Source organism: Haladaptatus sp. SPP-AMP-3 (assembly GCF_049568665.1).
In the GTDB taxonomy this organism is placed as follows: Archaea; Halobacteriota; Halobacteria; order Halobacteriales; family Haladaptataceae; genus Haladaptatus; species Haladaptatus paucihalophilus.
In genome coordinates this window covers 267301-285861 of the sequence record NZ_CP145897.1, presented here as the reverse complement: position 1 = coordinate 285861, position 18561 = coordinate 267301, and the positions used below count along the sequence as shown (strand labels likewise).

General features: G+C 61.7%; 27 protein-coding genes and 1 tRNA gene. 11 read left to right on the top strand and 17 right to left on the bottom strand.

What is annotated here, in order from left to right:
* The first annotated feature begins 420 nt into the window (after positions 1-420).
* Positions 421-1053 (top strand): 2,5-diamino-6-(ribosylamino)-4(3H)-pyrimidinone 5'-phosphate reductase, encoded by a 633-nt coding sequence (locus tag V5735_RS01865; RefSeq protein ID WP_423744812.1) that lies wholly within the window; start codon positions 421-423, stop codon positions 1051-1053.
* A gap of 60 nt (positions 1054-1113) precedes the next feature.
* On the opposite strand, the gene asd is transcribed toward V5735_RS01865, so the two are convergent.
* On the bottom strand, positions 1114-2148 hold the full coding sequence (gene asd, locus V5735_RS01860; RefSeq protein ID WP_423744811.1) for an aspartate-semialdehyde dehydrogenase: 1035 nt from the start codon (positions 2146-2148) through the stop codon (positions 1114-1116).
* Between the two features lie 105 nt (positions 2149-2253).
* Here asd and V5735_RS01855 point away from each other — a divergent pair, with 105 nt between their 5' ends.
* Entirely contained in the window at positions 2254-2412 is a 159-nt protein-coding gene (locus V5735_RS01855; protein WP_423744810.1) for a hypothetical protein, read from the top strand.
* A 67-nt stretch (positions 2413-2479) separates the two neighbouring features.
* On the opposite strand, the gene V5735_RS01850 is transcribed toward V5735_RS01855, so the two are convergent.
* The 5 genes from V5735_RS01850 to V5735_RS01830 form a co-directional block, all read right to left on the bottom strand.
* The gene (locus tag V5735_RS01850; RefSeq protein WP_007982611.1) at positions 2480-2656 is read right to left on the bottom strand and encodes a 30S ribosomal protein S17e; all 177 of its coding nucleotides are present in this window, start codon (positions 2654-2656) and stop codon (positions 2480-2482) included.
* Positions 2657-2712: 56 nt separating this feature from the next.
* Positions 2713-2991: an acylphosphatase gene (locus V5735_RS01845; RefSeq protein WP_423744809.1), complete on the bottom strand. Its 279-nt coding sequence runs from the start codon at positions 2989-2991 to the stop codon at positions 2713-2715.
* A gap of 73 nt (positions 2992-3064) precedes the next feature.
* On the bottom strand, positions 3065-3241 hold the full coding sequence (locus V5735_RS01840; RefSeq protein ID WP_423744808.1) for a hypothetical protein: 177 nt from the start codon (positions 3239-3241) through the stop codon (positions 3065-3067).
* Positions 3242-3307: 66 nt separating this feature from the next.
* The gene (locus V5735_RS01835) at positions 3308-4189 is read right to left on the bottom strand and encodes a DNA-3-methyladenine glycosylase family protein (RefSeq protein WP_423746048.1); all 882 of its coding nucleotides are present in this window, start codon (positions 4187-4189) and stop codon (positions 3308-3310) included.
* A gap of 40 nt (positions 4190-4229) precedes the next feature.
* Positions 4230-5267, bottom strand: coding sequence for a dipeptidase (locus V5735_RS01830; protein ID WP_423744807.1), 1038 nt, complete (start codon positions 5265-5267; stop codon positions 4230-4232).
* A 105-nt stretch (positions 5268-5372) separates the two neighbouring features.
* Here V5735_RS01830 and V5735_RS01825 point away from each other — a divergent pair, with 105 nt between their 5' ends.
* Entirely contained in the window at positions 5373-5813 is a 441-nt protein-coding gene (locus V5735_RS01825; protein WP_423744806.1) for a DUF555 domain-containing protein, read from the top strand.
* Between the two features lie 162 nt (positions 5814-5975).
* Complete coding sequence (locus V5735_RS01820; protein ID WP_007982604.1) at positions 5976-6185, top strand: ribbon-helix-helix domain-containing protein; 210 nt, start codon at positions 5976-5978, stop codon at positions 6183-6185.
* On the opposite strand, the gene V5735_RS01815 is transcribed toward V5735_RS01820, so the two are convergent.
* Positions 6177-6587: a hypothetical protein gene (locus V5735_RS01815; protein WP_423744805.1), complete on the bottom strand. Its 411-nt coding sequence runs from the start codon at positions 6585-6587 to the stop codon at positions 6177-6179. The genes V5735_RS01820 and V5735_RS01815 overlap by 9 nt on opposite strands.
* Positions 6588-6762: 175 nt before the next feature.
* Between V5735_RS01815 and V5735_RS01810 the strand changes: the two genes are divergently transcribed.
* Positions 6763-6897 carry a DUF7503 family protein gene (locus V5735_RS01810; protein WP_423744804.1) on the top strand — a complete coding sequence of 45 codons (135 nt, stop codon included), beginning with the start codon at positions 6763-6765 and terminating at the stop codon, positions 6895-6897.
* 41 nt (positions 6898-6938) lie between these two features.
* On the opposite strand, the gene V5735_RS01805 is transcribed toward V5735_RS01810, so the two are convergent.
* The 5 genes from V5735_RS01805 to V5735_RS01785 form a co-directional block, all read right to left on the bottom strand.
* Positions 6939-8993 carry a hypothetical protein gene (locus V5735_RS01805; protein ID WP_423744803.1) on the bottom strand — a complete coding sequence of 685 codons (2055 nt, stop codon included), beginning with the start codon at positions 8991-8993 and terminating at the stop codon, positions 6939-6941.
* Positions 8994-9102: 109 nt separating this feature from the next.
* The gene (locus V5735_RS01800; protein ID WP_423744802.1) at positions 9103-9777 is read right to left on the bottom strand and encodes a hypothetical protein; all 675 of its coding nucleotides are present in this window, start codon (positions 9775-9777) and stop codon (positions 9103-9105) included.
* Positions 9778-9845: 68 nt separating this feature from the next.
* Positions 9846-10637 carry a helix-turn-helix transcriptional regulator gene (locus V5735_RS01795; protein WP_423744801.1) on the bottom strand — a complete coding sequence of 264 codons (792 nt, stop codon included), beginning with the start codon at positions 10635-10637 and terminating at the stop codon, positions 9846-9848.
* Positions 10638-10874: 237 nt separating this feature from the next.
* The gene (locus V5735_RS01790) at positions 10875-11165 is read right to left on the bottom strand and encodes a DUF5779 family protein (protein WP_423744800.1); all 291 of its coding nucleotides are present in this window, start codon (positions 11163-11165) and stop codon (positions 10875-10877) included.
* A gap of 47 nt (positions 11166-11212) precedes the next feature.
* On the bottom strand, positions 11213-11665 hold the full coding sequence (locus V5735_RS01785; protein ID WP_423744799.1) for a ferritin-like domain-containing protein: 453 nt from the start codon (positions 11663-11665) through the stop codon (positions 11213-11215).
* A 302-nt stretch (positions 11666-11967) separates the two neighbouring features.
* Here V5735_RS01785 and V5735_RS01780 point away from each other — a divergent pair, with 302 nt between their 5' ends.
* On the top strand, positions 11968-12123 hold the full coding sequence (locus tag V5735_RS01780) for a hypothetical protein (RefSeq protein ID WP_423744798.1): 156 nt from the start codon (positions 11968-11970) through the stop codon (positions 12121-12123).
* Between the two features lie 94 nt (positions 12124-12217).
* Here V5735_RS01780 and V5735_RS01775 read toward each other — a convergent pair whose 3' ends face one another.
* Positions 12218-12451, bottom strand: coding sequence for a DUF7563 family protein (locus V5735_RS01775; protein ID WP_049805629.1), 234 nt, complete (start codon positions 12449-12451; stop codon positions 12218-12220).
* A 225-nt stretch (positions 12452-12676) separates the two neighbouring features.
* On the opposite strand from V5735_RS01775, the gene V5735_RS01770 reads away from it, so the two are divergent.
* Positions 12677-12832 carry a DUF7557 family protein gene (locus tag V5735_RS01770; protein ID WP_007982592.1) on the top strand — a complete coding sequence of 52 codons (156 nt, stop codon included), beginning with the start codon at positions 12677-12679 and terminating at the stop codon, positions 12830-12832.
* A 6-nt stretch (positions 12833-12838) separates the two neighbouring features.
* Here the strand turns inward: V5735_RS01770 and V5735_RS01765 are convergent, their stop codons facing one another.
* From V5735_RS01765 to V5735_RS01755, 3 genes are all read right to left on the bottom strand, one after another.
* Positions 12839-13432, bottom strand: a complete 594-nt coding sequence (locus V5735_RS01765; protein ID WP_423744797.1) for a protein sorting system archaetidylserine decarboxylase — start codon at positions 13430-13432, stop codon at positions 12839-12841.
* Positions 13432-13881 (bottom strand): DUF5799 family protein, encoded by a 450-nt coding sequence (locus V5735_RS01760; protein ID WP_423744796.1) that lies wholly within the window; start codon positions 13879-13881, stop codon positions 13432-13434. The genes V5735_RS01765 and V5735_RS01760 overlap by 1 nt, the downstream gene beginning before the upstream one ends.
* Positions 13882-14085: 204 nt before the next feature.
* Positions 14086-14361 (bottom strand): ribonuclease P protein component 4, encoded by a 276-nt coding sequence (locus V5735_RS01755; RefSeq protein WP_423744795.1) that lies wholly within the window; start codon positions 14359-14361, stop codon positions 14086-14088.
* Positions 14362-14526: 165 nt separating this feature from the next.
* Between V5735_RS01755 and V5735_RS01750 the strand changes: the two genes are divergently transcribed.
* Both V5735_RS01750 and V5735_RS01745 read left to right on the top strand, forming a co-directional pair.
* The gene (locus tag V5735_RS01750; protein WP_423744794.1) at positions 14527-15573 is read left to right on the top strand and encodes a glycosyltransferase family 4 protein; all 1047 of its coding nucleotides are present in this window, start codon (positions 14527-14529) and stop codon (positions 15571-15573) included.
* Between the two features lie 41 nt (positions 15574-15614).
* Positions 15615-16721, top strand: coding sequence for a glycosyltransferase (locus tag V5735_RS01745; RefSeq protein WP_423744793.1), 1107 nt, complete (start codon positions 15615-15617; stop codon positions 16719-16721).
* On the opposite strand, the gene V5735_RS01740 is transcribed toward V5735_RS01745, so the two are convergent.
* The gene (locus V5735_RS01740) at positions 16718-17542 is read right to left on the bottom strand and encodes an HD domain-containing protein (protein WP_423744792.1); all 825 of its coding nucleotides are present in this window, start codon (positions 17540-17542) and stop codon (positions 16718-16720) included. The two genes, V5735_RS01745 and V5735_RS01740, sit on opposite strands and share 4 nt — an antisense overlap.
* A gap of 141 nt (positions 17543-17683) precedes the next feature.
* On the opposite strand from V5735_RS01740, the gene V5735_RS01735 reads away from it, so the two are divergent.
* Positions 17684-17980 (top strand): twin-arginine translocase TatA/TatE family subunit, encoded by a 297-nt coding sequence (locus tag V5735_RS01735; protein WP_423744791.1) that lies wholly within the window; start codon positions 17684-17686, stop codon positions 17978-17980.
* A 33-nt stretch (positions 17981-18013) separates the two neighbouring features.
* Positions 18014-18086 (top strand) — tRNA-Arg (locus tag V5735_RS01730).
* The last annotated feature ends 475 nt before the right edge of the window (positions 18087-18561 follow it).

Below are 18561 nucleotides of genomic sequence, written 5' to 3'. Positions count from 1 at the left end.
GTCTAACCGGGTGGCGCGCGCTGTCGAGGTGGTTCGACCAACGGTCGGTCGAACCACCTCGGAAGAATCGTGCGAGGGATGAGTGACGCCGCTCCTTTCAGTCGCGGCGGAGGGAATCGGCTGGGGAGGGTGTGGTTGTCGTGGTGCGGTGGCGGTCTTCAGTGCCGTTCGGCTACTGAAATCACAACGGAGTCAAACGCTCCTGTGCAGAGCGATCTCAATCGGAGCTTCGTTCCGACAATGTCCCCCTTGCTCTTTCGTCGTTCGTGGAACCGGGCGGGGTCTTTCGGGGCGGTTTGTTTTCCAGCAACTGCAATCACAAAACCATTCACACCAAAACCGAGATCGTTCCGACGAAGCGACCGTTCTTCCTTCCGCGACACCGAAAGCGGTTTTCACCGCCGAAGCGTACCCCGGAACATGCACGTGGTCGTCAACGCCGCGATGAGCGCCGATGGAAAACTCTCCTCCCGCCAGCGCGAGCAGATCGCCATCAGCGGCGCGGACGACTTCGACCGGGTGGACGACCTGCGGGTCGAAAGCGACGCCATCGTCGTCGGCGTCGGCACCGTCCTCGCGGACGACCCATCCCTGACCGCCGACGACGGGGCCAATCCGGTCCGCGTCGTCGCGGACTCGCGGGCGCGAACGCCGCTCGACGCGGGGGTGTTGGACGACAGGGCAGACACGCTCGTCTTCGTCGCCGAGAGCGCGCCGAACCGGAACGTCCGGGCGCTCCGGGAGGCGGGGGCGGACGTCGTGGTCGCCGGAAACGGTCGCGTCGCGCTCGGGCAGGCCTTCTCGGAACTCGAATCGCGGGGGACGAAACGGGTGATGGTCGAGGGCGGCGGCGAACTCATCTTCTCGCTGTTCGACGGCGGACTGGTGGACGAACTCCGCCTCTACGTCGGGTCGCTGGTCATCGGCGGCCGCGACGCGCCGACGCTCGCGGACGGCGACGGCTTCGTCGAACGAAAATCGTTCCCGGACCTCGACCTCGATTCGGTCGAGCGCGTGGACGACGGGGTTTTGCTCCGCTATCTGGTCCCCTAGCCGCCGAAAAAACGAACCGCGATTGCTTCTATACCCCGTCATCCCCTTTCGACGATCCTTCTATACCCAGCCTTCTTCGACGAGTAGTTCGCCGTTCAGCACGCTGGCACCGGCGGCTCCGCGAATCGTGTTGTGTGCAAGGCAGTTGTACTGGATTCCGGCGGGCGTTTCCTGCACGCCGCCGACGGCGATTTGCATGCCGTTACCGATGGTGCGGTCGAGACGGGGTTGCGGGCGGTCCGGGTCCTCGAACACCTCGATGAGCGGGTCGGGTGCGCTCGGCAGGTCGAGGGTAGTCGCCTCCGCGAACGCCGCTTCGGCGCTCGCCTTCGTGATCTCCTCGGCGGTTTCGGCCCACACGTTTTCGAGGTGGCCGTCGAGCGTCGGGACGCGGTTACAGGAGGCCGCCACGTCCACGTCGTGCTGGACGACTTCGCTCCCGTCGAACGACCCGAGGAGCTTCTTCGGTTCGGTCACCATCTTGTCCTCCTCGCCGCCGATGTGGGGTATCACGTTGTCGATAATCTCCATCGACGTCACACCGTCGTAGCCCGCGCCGGAGACGGCCTGCAGGGTCGAGACGTGCACGCGCTCCAAGCCGAAGGTGTCGAGCGCGGCGAGCGTCGGAACCATGGTGATGGTCGAGCAGTTCGGGTTCTTCACGAGCGCGCCGTCCCATCCGCGCTCGTCGCGCTGGACTTCGATGAGGTTCAGGTGGTCCGCGTTGACCTCCGGGATGACGAGCGGAACGTCCTCGGCCATCCGACTGTTCGAGGAGTTCGAGGAGACGACGTAGCCCGCCTCGGTGAACTTCGGTTCGACGTCCGCGGCGACTCCGGAGGGAAGTGAAGAAAAGAGGAGGTCTACATCGTCCGGAACGTCACTCGGGTCGGTCGCGCGTACTTCGATGTCGCCGACGTACTCCGGAATCGGGGAGTCGATGCGCCACTTCGCCGCCTCCCGGTAGGGTTTTCCGGCGCTCGCGTCGCTCGCGGTTACCGTCGTCAGTTCGAACTCGGGATGCCCGTCGAGCAGTTGAATGAATCGCTGTCCGACCGCACCGGTTCCACCCAGAATACCAACGTTGACACTCATGTGCGAACCGATAGCAGGAGTGTGCAAGTAGCTTTCGACGGTGTCGGTGTTTGCCGTGAGGCGGGCGGGGAAGACTCATATACTGAGTGATACCTCAGGAGTCGTATGGATTGGGAGTTCGTCACCTGTGAGGAATGTGGGCAGCCGTATTCCGTCCGCGTTCGTGAGGACGGCACGTACGTCCTCCCGACCGATGCGGGCGAGTGCGAGCGGTGTGGCTGTACCGAGTTCTCGCGGGTGACGGGAGTGGTCGGTGACGACTGAGACGGCTCGCAGTGCTGTTCGTTACCGATGAAAAGCGAGCCCAAAGCGAGCCCGAAATGAAGGAGAGTTATTCTTTCTTGCGCGTGACGTAGCCAGCGATTCGGTTGCGGACGCCCTTCGAGCCGATGTTGGTCAACTGTTCGACGCTGTCCTTGTTCTGGTCGAAGTCCTTCGTAAACGCGCTCGGGTATCGTTCCAACAGGATGTTCCCTGTCTTTTTCACGTAGTCGGGTTTGATTGCCATACCGAACTGTTTCCGACAGCGGGCCTTAAAAGCATTCGTTCGCGTTCGCCGGGGCGCTACCGCCGAATCCGGAATCCGTCCTCGCCCTCGGGTGACGCGTAATCGACCGTCACGTCGTCCACGTCGGCGGCGGGACTGCCCGTGTGACACCACTCGACCATTTCCTCGACCGCCGACTCGGGACCCTCGAAGACGGCTTCGACGCGCCCGTCGGCAAGGTTCTGCACCCAGCCGTCGAGTCCCTTCCCCTGTGCGGTGTCGCGGGTGTTCGCCCGGTAGTAGACGCCCTGTACCTTCCCCGAGACGAACACGTGTGCGCGGGTTCGGTCTGCCATACCGGACGTTCGAATCCGAGCCACAAAACGGTCGGGGCCGTCCGACGTTCGAATCGGCGATTCTCGGAGCGGGTCACTCCTCGGACGGCAGTCGCTCGTAGGCGAGGTGTTTGACCGCCGTTCGTATCTCCTCCTTCGTGAGGTCGAGTTCTTGATAAACGAACGACCTGAGTGCGAAATACGCGCCGGTGCCCGAAACCGCCACGCCGAGGAGAAACGCAAGGAAGAATCCGAGTAGATTCGTTGCCATGACATCACTCTCCACGGTCCGACGAAATAATTTTCGACTGAACTGTTTCACAGAGGGACAATCGGCTCAACTCCGCAAGTAGTGAAACACGTACGTTTGGGCGTATCCGGCGTACTCGCCACCGAACTGCTCTCGAATCGCCCGCGAGGTGTTCCGGTACGATCCGCGGTTACAGTGAGGATAGTGCTCCTCGATGGCGCTCTGAATCCACGTATCGAGCGGCACGGCTTCCAGATAGCCGAGCGCGAACAGGAGCACGCAGTCGGCCACCTTGTCGCCGACGCCCACGAACGCTTGCATGGCGTCGCGGGCGTCCTCGTAGGGCAATCCCTGCACGTCTTCCGCGGTCACTTCACCGGACGCGAGCAGGTCGGCCGACTTCCTGACGTACGGCGCTCGATAGCCCAGTTTCAACGCTCGGAGGTCCGATTCGTCGGCCGCGGCCAACTGCGTCGGCGTCGGGAACTCGTGGTACGTCTCCCCGTCGAACTCGACGCTATCCCCGAACCGGCGAGCCAGCGCGGTCTGCATGTCGTAGATGCGACTCACGCGCATCTGGGCCGAGCAGATGAACGAGACCAGACACGGAAAGAACGGGTCGTGGACGATTCGCATCCCCCGATACTCGTCGTAGGCGGTTTCGACGAGCGAGTCCTCGGGCGTCGCGTCGCGTATCGCGTCCAAATCGTCGTTCAGTCGGAGGAGCGATACGAGGAGCGATTCGGCGTCGGTCGTCGATTCCCACTCCAACAGGCCGTCTCGCTGGCGGGCGCGGACGACCTCGCCGTCACGGACGGCGTAGTACCACGCGGACCCGCCGTAGGCGTGCGTCGTCTCGTACATCCGACCGTCTTCGCGCCGCCAGAGGTAGCTCTGGCCGCTCTCGACGGTCGATTGCAGGTCGAACCCACCCGGGAGGTCCTCGACGGGTATCGAACCGGTTTCCATCGGCCGGGTGTCGGCATCGAAGGCAAGCAACTCTTTCGATTCACCACGTCTCGGCCAGCACGCGTCGCCAGTTTTCGTGGGCTACTTTCGCAACGTCGTCCTCGCTGAACCCGCGTTCCCGAAGCGCCGCCAGCACGTCGGGAAGTCCGGTCACGTCGCCCACGTCGTCCGGTATCCGCGCGCCGTCGAAATCCGACCCGAGCACGACGTGGGAACTCCCGACGCGGTCGGCGACGTACTCGATGTGGTCCGCGAGGTCGGCCATGGTCGCGGTCGCCTCCGGGTTCGGTTCGTCGGACAGGACGGTCTCCAGAAAGCCGATACCGACGACGCCGTTCGAGTCGGCCACGGCGTCTATCTGTTCGTCGGTTAGGTTTCTTGAGTGGGGTGAGAGTGCGTGTGCACCGGTGTGCGACGCGACGAGGGGTGCATCGCTCGTCTCGGCGACGTCCCAGAATCCCGCTTCGGTCAGGTGCGCACAGTCGACGACGATGCCGCGCTCCTCACAGGCCCGAACGAGGTCGCGGCCCGCGTCAGTCAATCCCCCGCCGATGTCGGGGCTGCTCGGGTATTTCGTGGGGACGCCCTCGCCGAAGGCGTTCGGGCGGCTCCACACCGGGCCGATGGAACGGACGCCCGCGGCGTAGAGGAAGTCGAGGTTCGAGCAGTCCGGTGCGACGCCTTCCGCACCTTCGATGTGTGCCACCGCACCGAGGTCGCCGGTTTCGAGGCAGGCGTCGAAGTCGTCGAGGGAGCGGACGACGCGGAAGTCGTCAATCTCCGCGGCAAGGCGGTGGAACAATTCGAGCATTCGATAGGTGGTCGCCCGCGCGCCGTCGTGGTCCAGCGCGTCCGGGATGCGGAACTCGTAGCCGTCGTCCGTCCATCGGAGTTCGTGTTCGTCGCCGCCCGAAACGAACGTGGCGAAGAAGCCGACGCCGAGTCCCGCTTCGCGGGCGCGCGGGCGGTCGATGTGCATCTCCTCGGTGCCTCGCGCGAACGCCGCCACGGGGTCGTCGATTCCGTGCAATCGGAGGAGCGTGTCGTTGTGGCCGTCCACGACCGGTGGGAAACTCATTGCTACTGGTGTGTACGAAACGGACATAAGTGCTGGTGTGACCTGTCATGACGCCCGAAAAGGGCGAAAATTCATACTCCTGGCTGTGCAATTACCGTTGGGATTATGAACTGTAGAGTTGTCGTCGAAGCCGCGATACCGGTATACGACGTGAAAACGCCGGACGAGGCGGTGCGAATCGCCATCTCGAAGACCGGCGAGATGCTCAATCCCGACCTGAACTACGTCGAAATAAACATGGGGTCACGAACGTCGCCGTCCGGGGAGGAACTCCCACCGGCGTTCATCGCCGCCGACGAGGCGCTCGTCGCCTTGGAGCTCGAGATGACGGTGTTCAACGTCGAGCGAGAGGAACACGCCTCGCGCATCGCTCGCAAGGAGATCGGCCAGCGATTGGAGAATATCCCGCTCGCCGTGCTCGACGTCGAGATACTCGAAGAGGACGATTCGGACGACGAAACCGACGCCGAGGCGGACACCGACGACGCGGACGAGGAGGACGATTCGGACGACGTTCTGCCCGAGTTCGAGGACCTCATCGACTGAACCGGTATCCGGGGGTCGCTGTGACGCGCTGTTCGACCGCGGCGACGAGAGATATGTCGGTCGCTGTCAATGGACGGTCGCAAACCGCTGTTTGTCGTGGACGACGCCGCTCGGGAGCGGCGGGACACAAACGATAACCGATGGGACGACCAACCGGGGGATATGACCGAATACACGACGGTTTCCATTCCGAAAGACCTCGCCGACCGCGTTGACGAGACGATAGAGGGAACGAGTTTTTCGAGTACGAGCGACCTCGTTCGGTTCCTGCTCCGCAGCATCGTCATTCAGCACCAGCGACAGGGCCGCCTGACGGAATCCGAGTTCAGCGAAATCACGGACCAACTGCGCGAGCTGGGGTATCTAGAGTAGTTCGACGGGCGGTTCCGCGTCGACGATAACGAGTTCTCGTTTTCTGCCGCTCCGGTCGAACCCCGCCACCATCTCCGCGGTCCACGGCGGAACCGCGACCAACACCACCTCGTGTAAGTCGTCCGTCTGCGTGACTTCGAGGTGGCCTTGCGGGTGGGAGATAAACCTGCCCTGTGTCTGGCGGGCGGGAATCGAGAGGTCCATACCGAAGACGGCCGCGACCGACCCACCCGTGTTCGGGGGATAAAAATGGGTGAATACCGGCGTCTCCGCTTCGAGATGGTCCGCGCCGTCCAACTCCTTAGCCGGAGTGATCGCCAGCGGGACGGTCAGCTTTTCCGGTTCGGCGTCCGCGGCGAGTTCGAGGAGTGCGTCTCTCAATCCACGGGTGAGGAAGACCACGGTGGGCCGTTCGTGTCGTATCGAGATAACAGCGTCGCCCAACGACCGCCGGAAGTGATAATTTAATAACGGTTAAGTTCCCACAATATTATGATAATATAATACCGACAGTTCTCGGATATTTTTCATTACAATAATAGAAAATTTAATATATAATCGAATATGTTGTATGAGCATGGCAGAAAAAGAACTAACCACGTATCTGGCGGAGAACCCTCGTATGATCGGCGTGCTGTTCGCTATCGTACTCATCCTTTCACAGGCCGGGAACGCGGTCGGCGTTATCGCGACCGGCTCCGGTGGAACGTAATTTTCACCACTTCGTGGCGCATTCAATCGAATATGTGATAGCTAGAGCTCGTCGAAATCGATTTCGTGGCTCCACGTAAATCGCCCGTCGAGATGAACTGGAACGTTCTCCAGAAATAGCATCTGTTGGAGTTCGTTCTTTTCCAGCGTTACACTTTCTAGTGGGCCGGAAGCCAGATACGAAGCGTCCACCTTCGCGTGCTGTAAACTCACGAAACACCCCATTCCCTGCTCTTTGGGAAGGTACGTTATCGGCGTCACCTTGAACAACCCTTCGCTCGACTCGATGTCCAAGACGACCGCAACGATACTCTCGGTCTGAACGACGTTGATGCTCCCGTCTCCGACGACGGTGTACTGACCGCCGATGATGCTCCTGTCGCGGGCGATGTCCAACGCCGCCCAGAGCGGGAACCCACGGTTCAACAACCGTGCCATCGTCTTACCGACGCGAACCGCACCGCTGTTTATGACGTCGCTCAGGGTGACGACGCCGCCGATGGCTCCCCCCTCGATGAGCGCCATTCCCTGTTCGAACGACTGGCAGGCGTTAAGGAGGAACGCTTCGACGCCGACGTCGTCGAGTTCACTCGCGTCCAGCACTCCGTCACGACAGTTGAATCCTCCCTCGTCGATGTGACCGATGTAGTGGAGAAACTGCGCCTCGGATTCGAGGACGGAACGCAGTTCGGCGACGGTCAAATCGTGTTCGACGCTCACGTCGAACGGAAGGGTTCGTCCCGATCCGTACACCTCGTCCGCGAGGTTCCGTTCCTCGTCCATCTCGCGGTCGTTGCAGACGACGGTGATGGCTATCTCCCCGTCCGTGGTCGTTCGTTCGAGTCGGTTGCGAAACGCGATTATCGTCGCTTTGCTCGCGCCGACCGGCGCGTCGTCGCCGACCCACACCTGTTCGAGCGAGTCGGTTTGCTCCGGTTCGACGAACGTACGCGGGTTCGACGTCGTTTCCGACGTGCTTCTGGTATTCCCCCGAACGAACTGTTCGACCGCCGGTACCTGTATCGCCGATGCGGACACCTCCGTCACTCGCGGCGTTCGAATGACGGCGAGGTCGTCCACGAGGAACGGAAGCATCTCGACGTTAGTCGCCGTTGAGGAGACGTGCGTTGTCAACTGCCAATCGGGAACAGACTCCTCGAGCACCCCGTAGGGAATCGTGAAGTACGTTTCCAAGCGCTCCGCCAACGACGCGTCGTACAGCGCCGCAAAATCGAGTTCGACCGTCGATTCGAGCGTTCGGCGTTCGTGGAGGTCGATGGGATACAGTCCTTCCGTCCGAGTCACGCAGTCGAGGAGGAACGTCTGTTTCAGCACCCGTTCGACCTCGCTTTCGAAATCCCGAGCGCCACCGAGCGGGTGTTCGAAATCGGCCGTGACGATTCGAGGGGCGTTCCCCGGAACGACCGTCGCACCGAGGTAGTACGCGAGCGAGGCGACGGGGAAAATAGATTCGTACGCGGGTGGCACTTCGATGGTCACGCCCGTTTCGGGTGGTTGCAAGGCGTCCGGGACGCGGAGTTCGTCGCCGAGTTCGACGACCGGCGGGTGCCCACGGAGGGTGGGAAACGACCGCTCCGGACTGGTCGTCTTCAACGCCGACCCGAACGAGGAGATGGTCGCCATCATATCCGTCGGGTCGCTCGTCGTCGTCACCGTTCCCGACGGGTGTCGATGGGATGACCGCCCACCGACGACGACGGTCGTCTTCGACCCGAACCGGAACGTGATGTCCTCGAACGTCGCATCGATGTCGAGCGATTCCTCGACATCGAGATACAGTTTGATCGGGGTACAGAGCTCGATAGTGTAGTTTCCCGACGGGAGCTCCTCGTTCGCCATCCCTTCGACGCTCGCCACCATCTCGCCGGTTTCGTCGCGGACGTAGACGGCGGCCGGTGTCGGGAGTCGAAGGCCATCGGTCGAGAGACGGATCGCGCGGTCGACGGGAAAACGAAACGAGTGAGTGTCGGCCGAGACAGGTCGAACAGCGTCGAACGTCTGAAGCGTGCACGTACGTCGTTCGATTTGGTCTCGAATTTCGATTCCGTCCGGACGGGAATCGAACGAGATAGTCACCGGATCACCTCTACAACTAGAGGGAAAAAATTCCGGCACTCATGGCACATACGTCGTGCATATCGAGCAAATGCTAAAAAACTATCGGCAATTTGCAATTCTTATGGTATCACGACGATACAAATCCGCGGACGGTCTTCGCCAACAACGAGGGGAATCGTCTGCGGGACCCGTCGAGCGCATCCGCGAGGACGACCGTGGCATCGTCGAAGATACCGAGGCCATGTCCGACGAGGACCCGTTCGGGTGTCAACCCACGGAGTTCGCTCGGCGGCAGGAGTCGAATCATCGGATGGACGCCCAGTCGCTCGCGGCCGGTTCGGAAGTAGTCGGCGGTGCCGACGGATTCGGGGACGACGAGGGTACCGTTCGTCTCGTCGTACAGCGCGGCTTCCTGCCACGCCGGGTTATCGACCAGTCGAAGCACGCGCAGTCCGGTGGCGGCGAGCGTCGTCTCGAACCGGCGGACCGGGACCCCGCTCACGCTCCGTCGGACCCACGTCGGCAGGTACACCGGTACATCGTGTCGCTGTGCGATCTCCTTCGCATCGCGGGTGTGGCGGTCGAGAAGGACGACGACGCCCGCGACCGTTCCGAATTCGGCGAACAGGTCGTCGATGCCCGGTGCGTCGACCGGATCGATGACCCAGACGTCGCCGTCGATGGAGAGCGCGTGGCTCGCTCGTTCCATCGTTTCCTCCGGGTGTGCGAGCCAGCCGACGCCGCCGTCCCAGCGGTCGATTTCCCGATACTCTGTGGGGGACGCGGTTTCTTTCAGTGGCACACTCTCACTAGTCGGTCAACGCGCATAAATCGACGGGGCAACGATTCCGTCCCCCGACGGCGACGGCACTACGTGAGGTCCGTCTCCATCGACTCGACGTACTCGTCGGCGGGTTTCGCGTCGGCCCAGACGGCCTCGAACAGTTCGTTTGCCTTTCGACGTGCGCGGTCGGTCTCGACGACGAACTCGGTCTGCGTATCGTAGGACCCGTCCAACAGCGGGAGCGAGAGCAACACGCTGTCGTCGGTCACCGTCAGCGCGAACGAAGCGTCGGCCACGCGAACGTTCAGGTCTTCGTCTACCGTGGCGTCCGTGGTCGCGAGGAGGGAGTGAAGGACGTCCGTCGCCAGCACGAGCCGCGCGTCGCCGTCGCCGTCGAGGAGCGCGTCGGAGTATCGCTCGTTGAAAATGGGCGCGATGACGGACGCGGAAGTCGTCGTTTCGAGTCGCCGTTCCACCTCGCGGACGGCCCGCGACGGATGGGTGTCGGTCGCGCGAACGACGGTTCCCCCGGTGAGGTCGGCTATACGAAGCAAATCAGAGGAGGGCAACGCGGTGACGTCGTGTTGTTTCCAGTAGTCGATGTCGATTCGGAGTACTCGTTCCGTCTTCCGCTGTTCGCGGACGAGCGCGGATACGACCGAGCCGATTCCGGTCGGTGCCCACCGTTTGGTGCGTGGCGAGTAAATCAGTCCGCGATTTTCCAATTCCGTGAGGGCGTTGTAGACGGCGGATTCGCTCGCCAAATCCCGATTCAACAGCGCGCGTGTCGTTTCGCAGCCGTCGACGATTGCCTGTAATACTGCGGTTCGTGCTCCGGACCGGAGAACGTACTCGGTGAGGGACTGTTGGTGCTCCATGGCGGCAGTGCCCTGTACACCCATTGGATTCTTTGCACTATCGTTCTTGGGCAATCGGCTGTCAAATTCCATATCAATTGGACCAATCTACTCAAAATGCAAATTTCTGGCATCCATAATGGAATTTTTATATACTGTTGGTGTGTTTTTGCCGATTGGGCCACCCTGTGGTTCCCCCCCTGACGTACATCACGAACGGTGATGTCCCACCGTTTCCCTCCGAGGTGCAGGCAGTTCTCAGAGTCCGCTCGTATCGATTTCGATACCGGGTGGCGAGATGATGAGGAACTTCCGAAAGTGCACCAGATTTCCGCCCTGTTTTTTTACCGCCGGTGCGAGGTCGGCCGCGAGTTCGGTGAGGTCGCCGTCCACCGCGAGGACGAGGACGTGTCCGCGTTCGACTGCATCGAGGCGTTCCGCGATAGCCGTGGTCCCGTCGAGGACACCGAGGATGACGCGCTCGTCCTCGTCGAATTCGATCTCCTGTTCGGCCGCCTGTAGGTCCAAATCGAACCCCGAATCGTTCATGCCGGTACCTCTCATCCCCCCGAGAAAAATCCTTGCCTTGGTTCGGTTCAGTTGTCGTATTCGCGCTTGAACCCGCGAAACTCCGTGCGGTGGGCCTCCTCGTCGGCGAGGATGGTGACACCGAGGTCTTCAGTCACGGGGTCGTCCGCATCTCGCGCCGCTGATATGACGTTTCGATACGTCGAAATGGCGTCCTCTTCAGCTTCGAGGACGCCATCGATAACCGACTGGACGTCGGTGCTGTCTTCCGGCGGTTGTAACCCTTCCTGTCGTGCCTCGAAATCGTAGGACGCCGGTGGACGCTCGTCCAACTGTTTGAGCCGTTGGCCGATCATCTCCGCGTGGCCCAATTCCTCCTGGATATCCGTCTCCAGGCTCGCTCGTACCTCTTCCGCGCTCACGCCTTCGAGGACGATGGAGTTCGTCAGGTAGTTCATCACGGTTTCTATCTCGTCGCTGTACGCCTTTCGAAGGAGGTCCGTTACTTCGTCGCTCGTCATCGTTTGGGAGTACGACGTGAACCCACCTTACGATTGTGGCGAACGACGGAGTGGCAACAGTTGTCACGCACGCAACGGTTATATAGATTGGTACACATTGGCACGGTAGCGATGGAACAGCATGTCAAACACTCGCACACGAACGTTGCGAGCGGCGCTGTCGTCGGCTCGATTCTCATCGTAGGGGTCTGACCCCTACGCATTCACACCATCGAACCCTCGAAGCGATACCGAATAGAGACGACCGTGCAACGTACCGCGAACCACCGAAAACAGAGACGAACGACACCAACGACCGATACATGACAAACGAGAACTCGACACGACGACCGACGAACCGAGACCGACCGAAAAAGACGATGGCGGACGTCAGCCACACACCGCCCTACGAAGCGCCGGACGCGAACCGCGTGTTCGAACGCGGCGGCGAGCTGCTGACCGACGAACGTCGTCCCTGAGCACCTGAATCGGAAAAGAGACCGCCTGGTTTTTCTCCCGTTCCCCCATTTCCTGTCCGACCCGGTTCCCCGTCCCCCAGCGTCGACGCCGCCCTCAGCGGATCGGTTCTCGGCCGCCAACGAGTTTGGACGTGTCGACGAACTCCGCCCGCGCACCGCCCTTCTTGACTTCGGTCGCCGTCATACATTCGAGGCATCCGAAGACCTCGTTCTCGTTGTTCCCGAACACGCGGGCGAAATCGCGGGTCACGAAGGAACCGCAACTTCGACATCGGTTTTCGGCCACAGTGTCGCTTCCACTGGCAATCTGGCTGTTTGTCGTTGTCATGCTGAACCTCGTCGGTACGACTAACATCAGTGTGGGTACTTTGTTATCCGGTGGCTGTCGGGACGAAACCAACCACTGTCGTCTGGAAAGACAACTCTACGATTCTGGTAACGACCGGTTACTCGGGCGATACGGCGGACTTCTCCACTCCAGAAGACCGTAACGACGGCGGGAGATTCGGACCGGCCTATGCTTTAATGATTGTCCGGGGGGTAGAGAACATCGATGCCCAAGATAACACTCGACGAGGAGACCGTCTCCCGCCTCGACAGCCTGCGCGTCGAAGACGAATCCTACGACGAGATCATCAACGAACTCATCAACATCTACGAAGCGGAGGAGATGACGCTCTTCCACGGCGGCGACTATTCGAGCGACTGAACCGATTCAGTCGTCGCGCCGAGCGAGGATCGTCTCTCCCGCGCGCACGCGCTGACCTTTCCTTACTTCTACGTCCGCCGCGTCGAACGACGCCGGGAGGAGCACGTCCGCGCGACTGCCGAACGCGATGTGTCCCAACCGCTCTCCGCGTCCGAGTTCGTCACCCGATTCGACGTACGGATGGATCCGCCGGGCGAACGCGCCCGCGATGAGCGTCAGGTCGCACGTCGACAGGCCGATATGGACCTTCTCGTTGTTGTCCGACTCCTTACTGAACGCGGGACGGTGGGTTCCCGGTTCGTGTTCGACCGATTCGACGCGTCCCGACAGCGGCGCGCGGTTGACGTGCACGTCCGTCACGTTCATGAACACGCCGACTCGGACGCGGTTTCCTTCCTCGCGGATCACCGAGACGCGGCCGTCCGCGGGCGAGAGGACGCCGCTCGACGGCGGAGAACGGTCAGGGTCGCGGAAGAAGAGCAGGACGGCACCGCCGAGCGCGAGCGCCGCGAGCGTGGCGAGCGGCGAGAGCAATCCGAGCGGCCCGGCGAGCAGGAACGGCGGCGCGGCGTATCGCCACGCGCCGGGTGCGACCTCCATCACTCCTGAACCGCGCTTCTGACGCGCGCCCACTTCCCGTTCGATTCGAGGCGCGTCTGGAGTTCGTCGGCGTACCGCTGTGCCAACCCCTCGGCCGCGGCGAGTCGCTCCTCGTCGACGCCGCTCCCGCCACCGCCGCCCAGTCCGAGCGCGTCCTTGACCGACCCGAAGACGCCCCGTCCTTCCTTCTTGGACGACTTGCCCGTCATGGAGTTCATCTGCGACTGGATGTTCTCCATTTCGGGTATCACCTGTTTCACCTTGCTCGTGTCGGCGACGAGCTTCGCGCGCTCGTCGTCCTCGGGGTGTTCGATGTCGAACTCGACCGCGGTCATCACCAGTCCCCACTCCTGGCGCGAGAACTGGGAGTCGGCGACTTCCTGTGTGAACTCCCTATCGACTGCCATCCTGTCCCCCACTATCATGTCCGTCCACCGTTGTCCACTCATAGGTGACAGTGATATGGCGCGAGACTTGGTAGTTTCGTCTGCGCGAACAACGAACGGGACGGACCGTCGAGAGGGGACGAGGCCCCCGAAGATGGCGAAAACGCGCCGGTAGGGGGTTCCTACGGTCGATAATTCGAGGCGTAATGGCCCCTTTCCGACGGGGGACGCGTCGAAATCAAAAAACGGGGGACGGCTCCGCGCGGATTAGTCGTAGGGATAGCGCGCCTGATTGCCGCAGTCGCACGTAATGACGACGTGGCCGTCCTGCAGTCGGACTCGTGCGTTCTTTCCGGGACGGAGATAGGCGTCACAGGCGTCGCACGTGAATCGCTTGAACTGCCGGGGGAGCGAAAGGCGGTGGCGCTCGGCGATTCGTCTGGCGAGGCGGACGTACTCCCGCGCTCGGTCGTCGTTACACTCCGCGGTGGCGTCCCGTGCAAGTACTTCGAGACGCTCTATTCGCTCTTGAGCTACTGTCATTCGGAATGGGGGGGTGGGGGGTTTCCGGGGCGAGACAGGACAAGGATAGAAATCGTTCCTGTATTGCCCCATGCGAGTCATGCTCGTATGGGGACAAATACTTTGCGGTCGTTCAATGAGTCCTTTCCGAAAGGAGTAATTGGGCGCTATGCCATTTCCCCCGCAGTGCGCGTACTCAACTACCTCGAACTCGAATCCCGACTGGCCCGGAGCGGCATCGGTACCTCCACGAAGCAACAGCGCAAGGCGTTAGCGGAAACCGACGTGGACGTAATCACGTCGCCGTGGGAGGGGAAAACGCCGGGTCGCGCGCTGCTGTCCGGGGCGGTAGGGGGTCGTTTCTTCGCCGACTTCGACGTCGCTCACTGCAACGTCATCGGGCCGGGGTCTGTCGCGGTCGCGCGCCACGCGAAACGGAACGATATCCCGCTCGTCCTCCATTCGCACGTCACGAGCGAGGACTTCGCGGAGAGCTTTCGCGGGTCGAGCCTCGTCGCGCGCCCGCTCGGTCGGTATCTGAAGTGGTTCTACTCGCAGGCGGACCTCGTGCTCTGTCCCAGCGAGTACACGAAATCCGTCCTCGAACGGTATCCCGTGGATGCGCCGATTCACCCCATCTCGAACGGGGTGGACGCCGAATCGCTCGCCGGGTTCGAATCCTTCCGCGACGAGTACCGCGCGCGGTACGGTTTGGACGGCATGGTCGTCTTCGCACTGGGGAACGTCTTCGAGCGCAAGGGTCTCACGACGTTCTGCCGAGTCGCCCAGCAGACGGACTTCGACTTCGCGTGGTTCGGGACGGTGGACGACGGCCCGCACGCCAGTTCGACGGTTAAACGGTGGACGGAGAACCCCCCCGAGAACGTGACGTTCACCGGGTGGGTCGACGACAAACGCGGCGCGTTCGCGGCGGGCGACGTGTTCTGCTTCCCGGCGAAAGTCGAGAATCAGGGAATCGTCGTCCTCGAAGCGATGGCGTGCGGAAAGGCCGTCGTGCTCCGCGACATCCCCGTCTTCGACGAGTTCTTCACGCACGGCGTGGACTGTCTGAAATGCGAAACGGAGACGGAGTTCCGACGCGCGCTCGAACTACTCGAACGCGACCCCGAACTTCGGGAGCGATTGGGGGAAAACGCCCGCGAGACGGCGAGCGAACACAGCCTGAAGCGCGTCGGCGAACGTCTTGTCGAGGAGTATAGAAAACTCGTCTGAAGTCACAAGCACTTAACTTCCCGTCCTCGAATGGCCGAACAATGAGCCGATGGGTCGCCGCGTTCACGGACACATATCTGCCGACCATCAATGGTGTCACCTACACCATCCGGACGTGGCGCGATTTTTGGGAGAAAAACGGCGGGCGGATGGACGTGGTGTATCCCCAATCCGACGAGTACGCGCCGGAGAAGGGCGAACATCCCATCGGAAGTCTCCCGTTCCCCTTTTATGATGGCTATCGACTCGGAACGCCGCGGGTTCCGAAGGCGGTCCTCGACGCCGAAATCGTCCACTCCCACACGCCGTTCGCCATCGGCCTCGGCGGTCTCCGACTCGCGCGAAAACACGAACTTCCGTTCGTGACGTCGTACCACACGCCGACGGGGGAGTACGCGGACTATCTCGTCCCGAACGATTCCGTCGCCGACTACGTGGAACGGGCGGCGGGCGCGTACGAACGGTGGTTTTTCGGGCGGTCCGACGCCGTGCTGACGCCGAGCGAGGCGACGCGGGAGCACATCGTCGAGACGGTCGGCGTCGATTCGCCCGTGCACGTCGTCCCGAACGGAATCGACGTGGAGCGGTTTCACCCGGTCGAAACGGCCGACTTCGTTCGGAAATACGACCTCGACGTGGACGGCCCGCTCGTCGGCTACACCGGCCGCCACGGCTTCGAAAAGCGTCTCTCGGAGGTCATCGCGGCGGCCGACGGCATGGACCTGACGGTCGTCTTCGGTGGCGACGGCCCCGCCCGCGAATCGTTGGAGAAACAGGCCCGCACTTGCGACGTGGATGTCCGTTTTCTCGGATTTCTCGACCGGGACGAGATGGCGGCGTTCTACTCCGCTCTCGACGTGTTCGCGTTTCCCAGTCCCGTCGAAACGCAAGGCCTCGTCGCGCTCGAAGCGAACGCCTGCGGGACGCCGGTCGTCGGCGCGAACGCCGGAGCGCTGTCGAACACCATCGTCGATGGCGAAACCGGCTATCACTTCGAGAGCGGCGATATCGAAGATGTTCGGGCATCGATTCGCCGTACGCTCGCGGAACGCGAACGGCTTCGAGAGTCCTGTCTCGCCCGTCGGGACGAAATCAGCGTCGAACGCGCGGTCGAGAAGTTAGAACGGGTGTACGAACGCGTCCTCTAAAGCTCGACCCGTTCCACGATGTGATCGCTTCCCTCGCGGACGTTCAAGGCGACGATTCGGATGTCGTCCTCCAGCCCGGAGCCGTGAAGTTTCGCCTTGAGCAGGTTGTCTACCTGATACACGCCCGCCGCGTTCAGCATCTCGATTTCGACGAGAACCGGCACCGTATCCCCCTGTCGGAGGGAGACCTTCTTGATGGCTTGGCTTGAGACGGTGTTGATGCCACGACCACCCTTCTCGTAGGGGATGCGCGACCGGCCGTGCTCCATGTCCAGCGCGTCCGACACCCGAATGACTCCCGCTTCCGTCGTCAGCGGGTCTTCCTCGGTGTGGTGACAGAGAATGGCGTGGAGAATCTCGCCCTTCATCCGAACCGAGCTCGCGGTGTCGTAGAAGTTCGGAAGTACGCGGTCGAGGACGTCCGCCGCGAGCGGAATCGAGTAGTAAGAGTGGTCGTCGCGGTGGACGATGTGACCGATGTCGTGGAGCGTCGCGGCGAAGGCGACGATGACGCTCTCGTCCGCTTCGTCCAGCCCTTCGTCGGCCGCGCCGTTGAACTCGACGCCGCCGCGTTTCAGCAAGTCGTAGAGGAGCAGCGCGCGGTTCCGAACGATTTCGATGTGCTTTCGCCCGTGGTCGTTGTATCCCTTTCGTGCCACCGCGTTGACGTTTTGTGCGTCGAGATACGCCTGAATCTCGTCGTCGTTCGCGATGAATTCGAGCACCTCGTTCAGCTTTTCGTCGGGGAAGGCGTGGTCCGCGTCCGGGTCGTACGCACGCCGTCCGTTCTCCGTTTGCGGTTCCGTTGCAACGTCGTCCATGTTCCATTTTCACGTTCTGGGGGGAAAAACTCTCGGGCGCGACGGGGTTTTACGGGTCGTTCGGCCGGAAAATAGGTCGGGAAGCGACCCTGAGAAGAGCAAAAAGCCTATAGTTGGCAATGGGTAAGAAACTGGTAGAGGATGTTCGAAATGATACCACTATTCGGGCCGGTTCCCGGCGGGATGGAACTCGCGGTGATTCTGCTCATCGCGGTTCTCCTGTTCGGTGCAAACAAGATTCCGAAACTTGCGCGCTCGACCGGTGAGGCGATGGGAGAGTTCAAGAAAGGTCGCGAAGAAGTCGAGCAAGAGTTGCAGGAGATGCAAAGCTCGGGTTCCAGTACCGCGACCGAGGTCGAAAGCGAACCGACCACGACCACCGAAACCGAAACCGAGACCCAGACCCAGACTGAAACCCAGACCGAATCGGAATCGTAGTTGTTTTTCCCGCGAGCTATTACATATTATACAGGGCGTGTGGCCTAGCGGATAGGGCGAGAGGTTCCTAACCTCTCGACCGCGGGTTCGAATCCCGCCACGCCCGTTCTCCGGCGAACGTTAGTGAGCCGTGGGAACGGGCACAGGGATTCGAATCCTGCAAGGAACGCACAGCGACCGAAGGGAGCGAGCATTTCTTGCTCTGGTTCGAATCCCGCCACGCCCGTCTTCTTCGCTTCGCTCAGTCGACGGACGTGGCTTACTCCCCCTCACTTCGTTCGGGGGAATTCCGAAAGACGCGATGCGTCTTTCGGCGTTCGTGAATCTCCGATTCACTCCTGTCACGCCGTTTTTACCATGTTCGCGTGAGGTTCCGCCACGACCGATGACCGCCCGTTCCGTTTGCTCTCCGACGCAAGCATGATGAAAGATTTATTGTGTGTCAACGGCCAGCAAGAACTGCGGTAGCTTCCGACGGAAGATACCGCGACAACAGCCAAGTCAGGCATGACCGCGTTCGGCGCGGAGGGGACTTTCTTCTTTCCGCTTCGCGCTGCGACGTGGTTCTCTCCCCCCTTCCA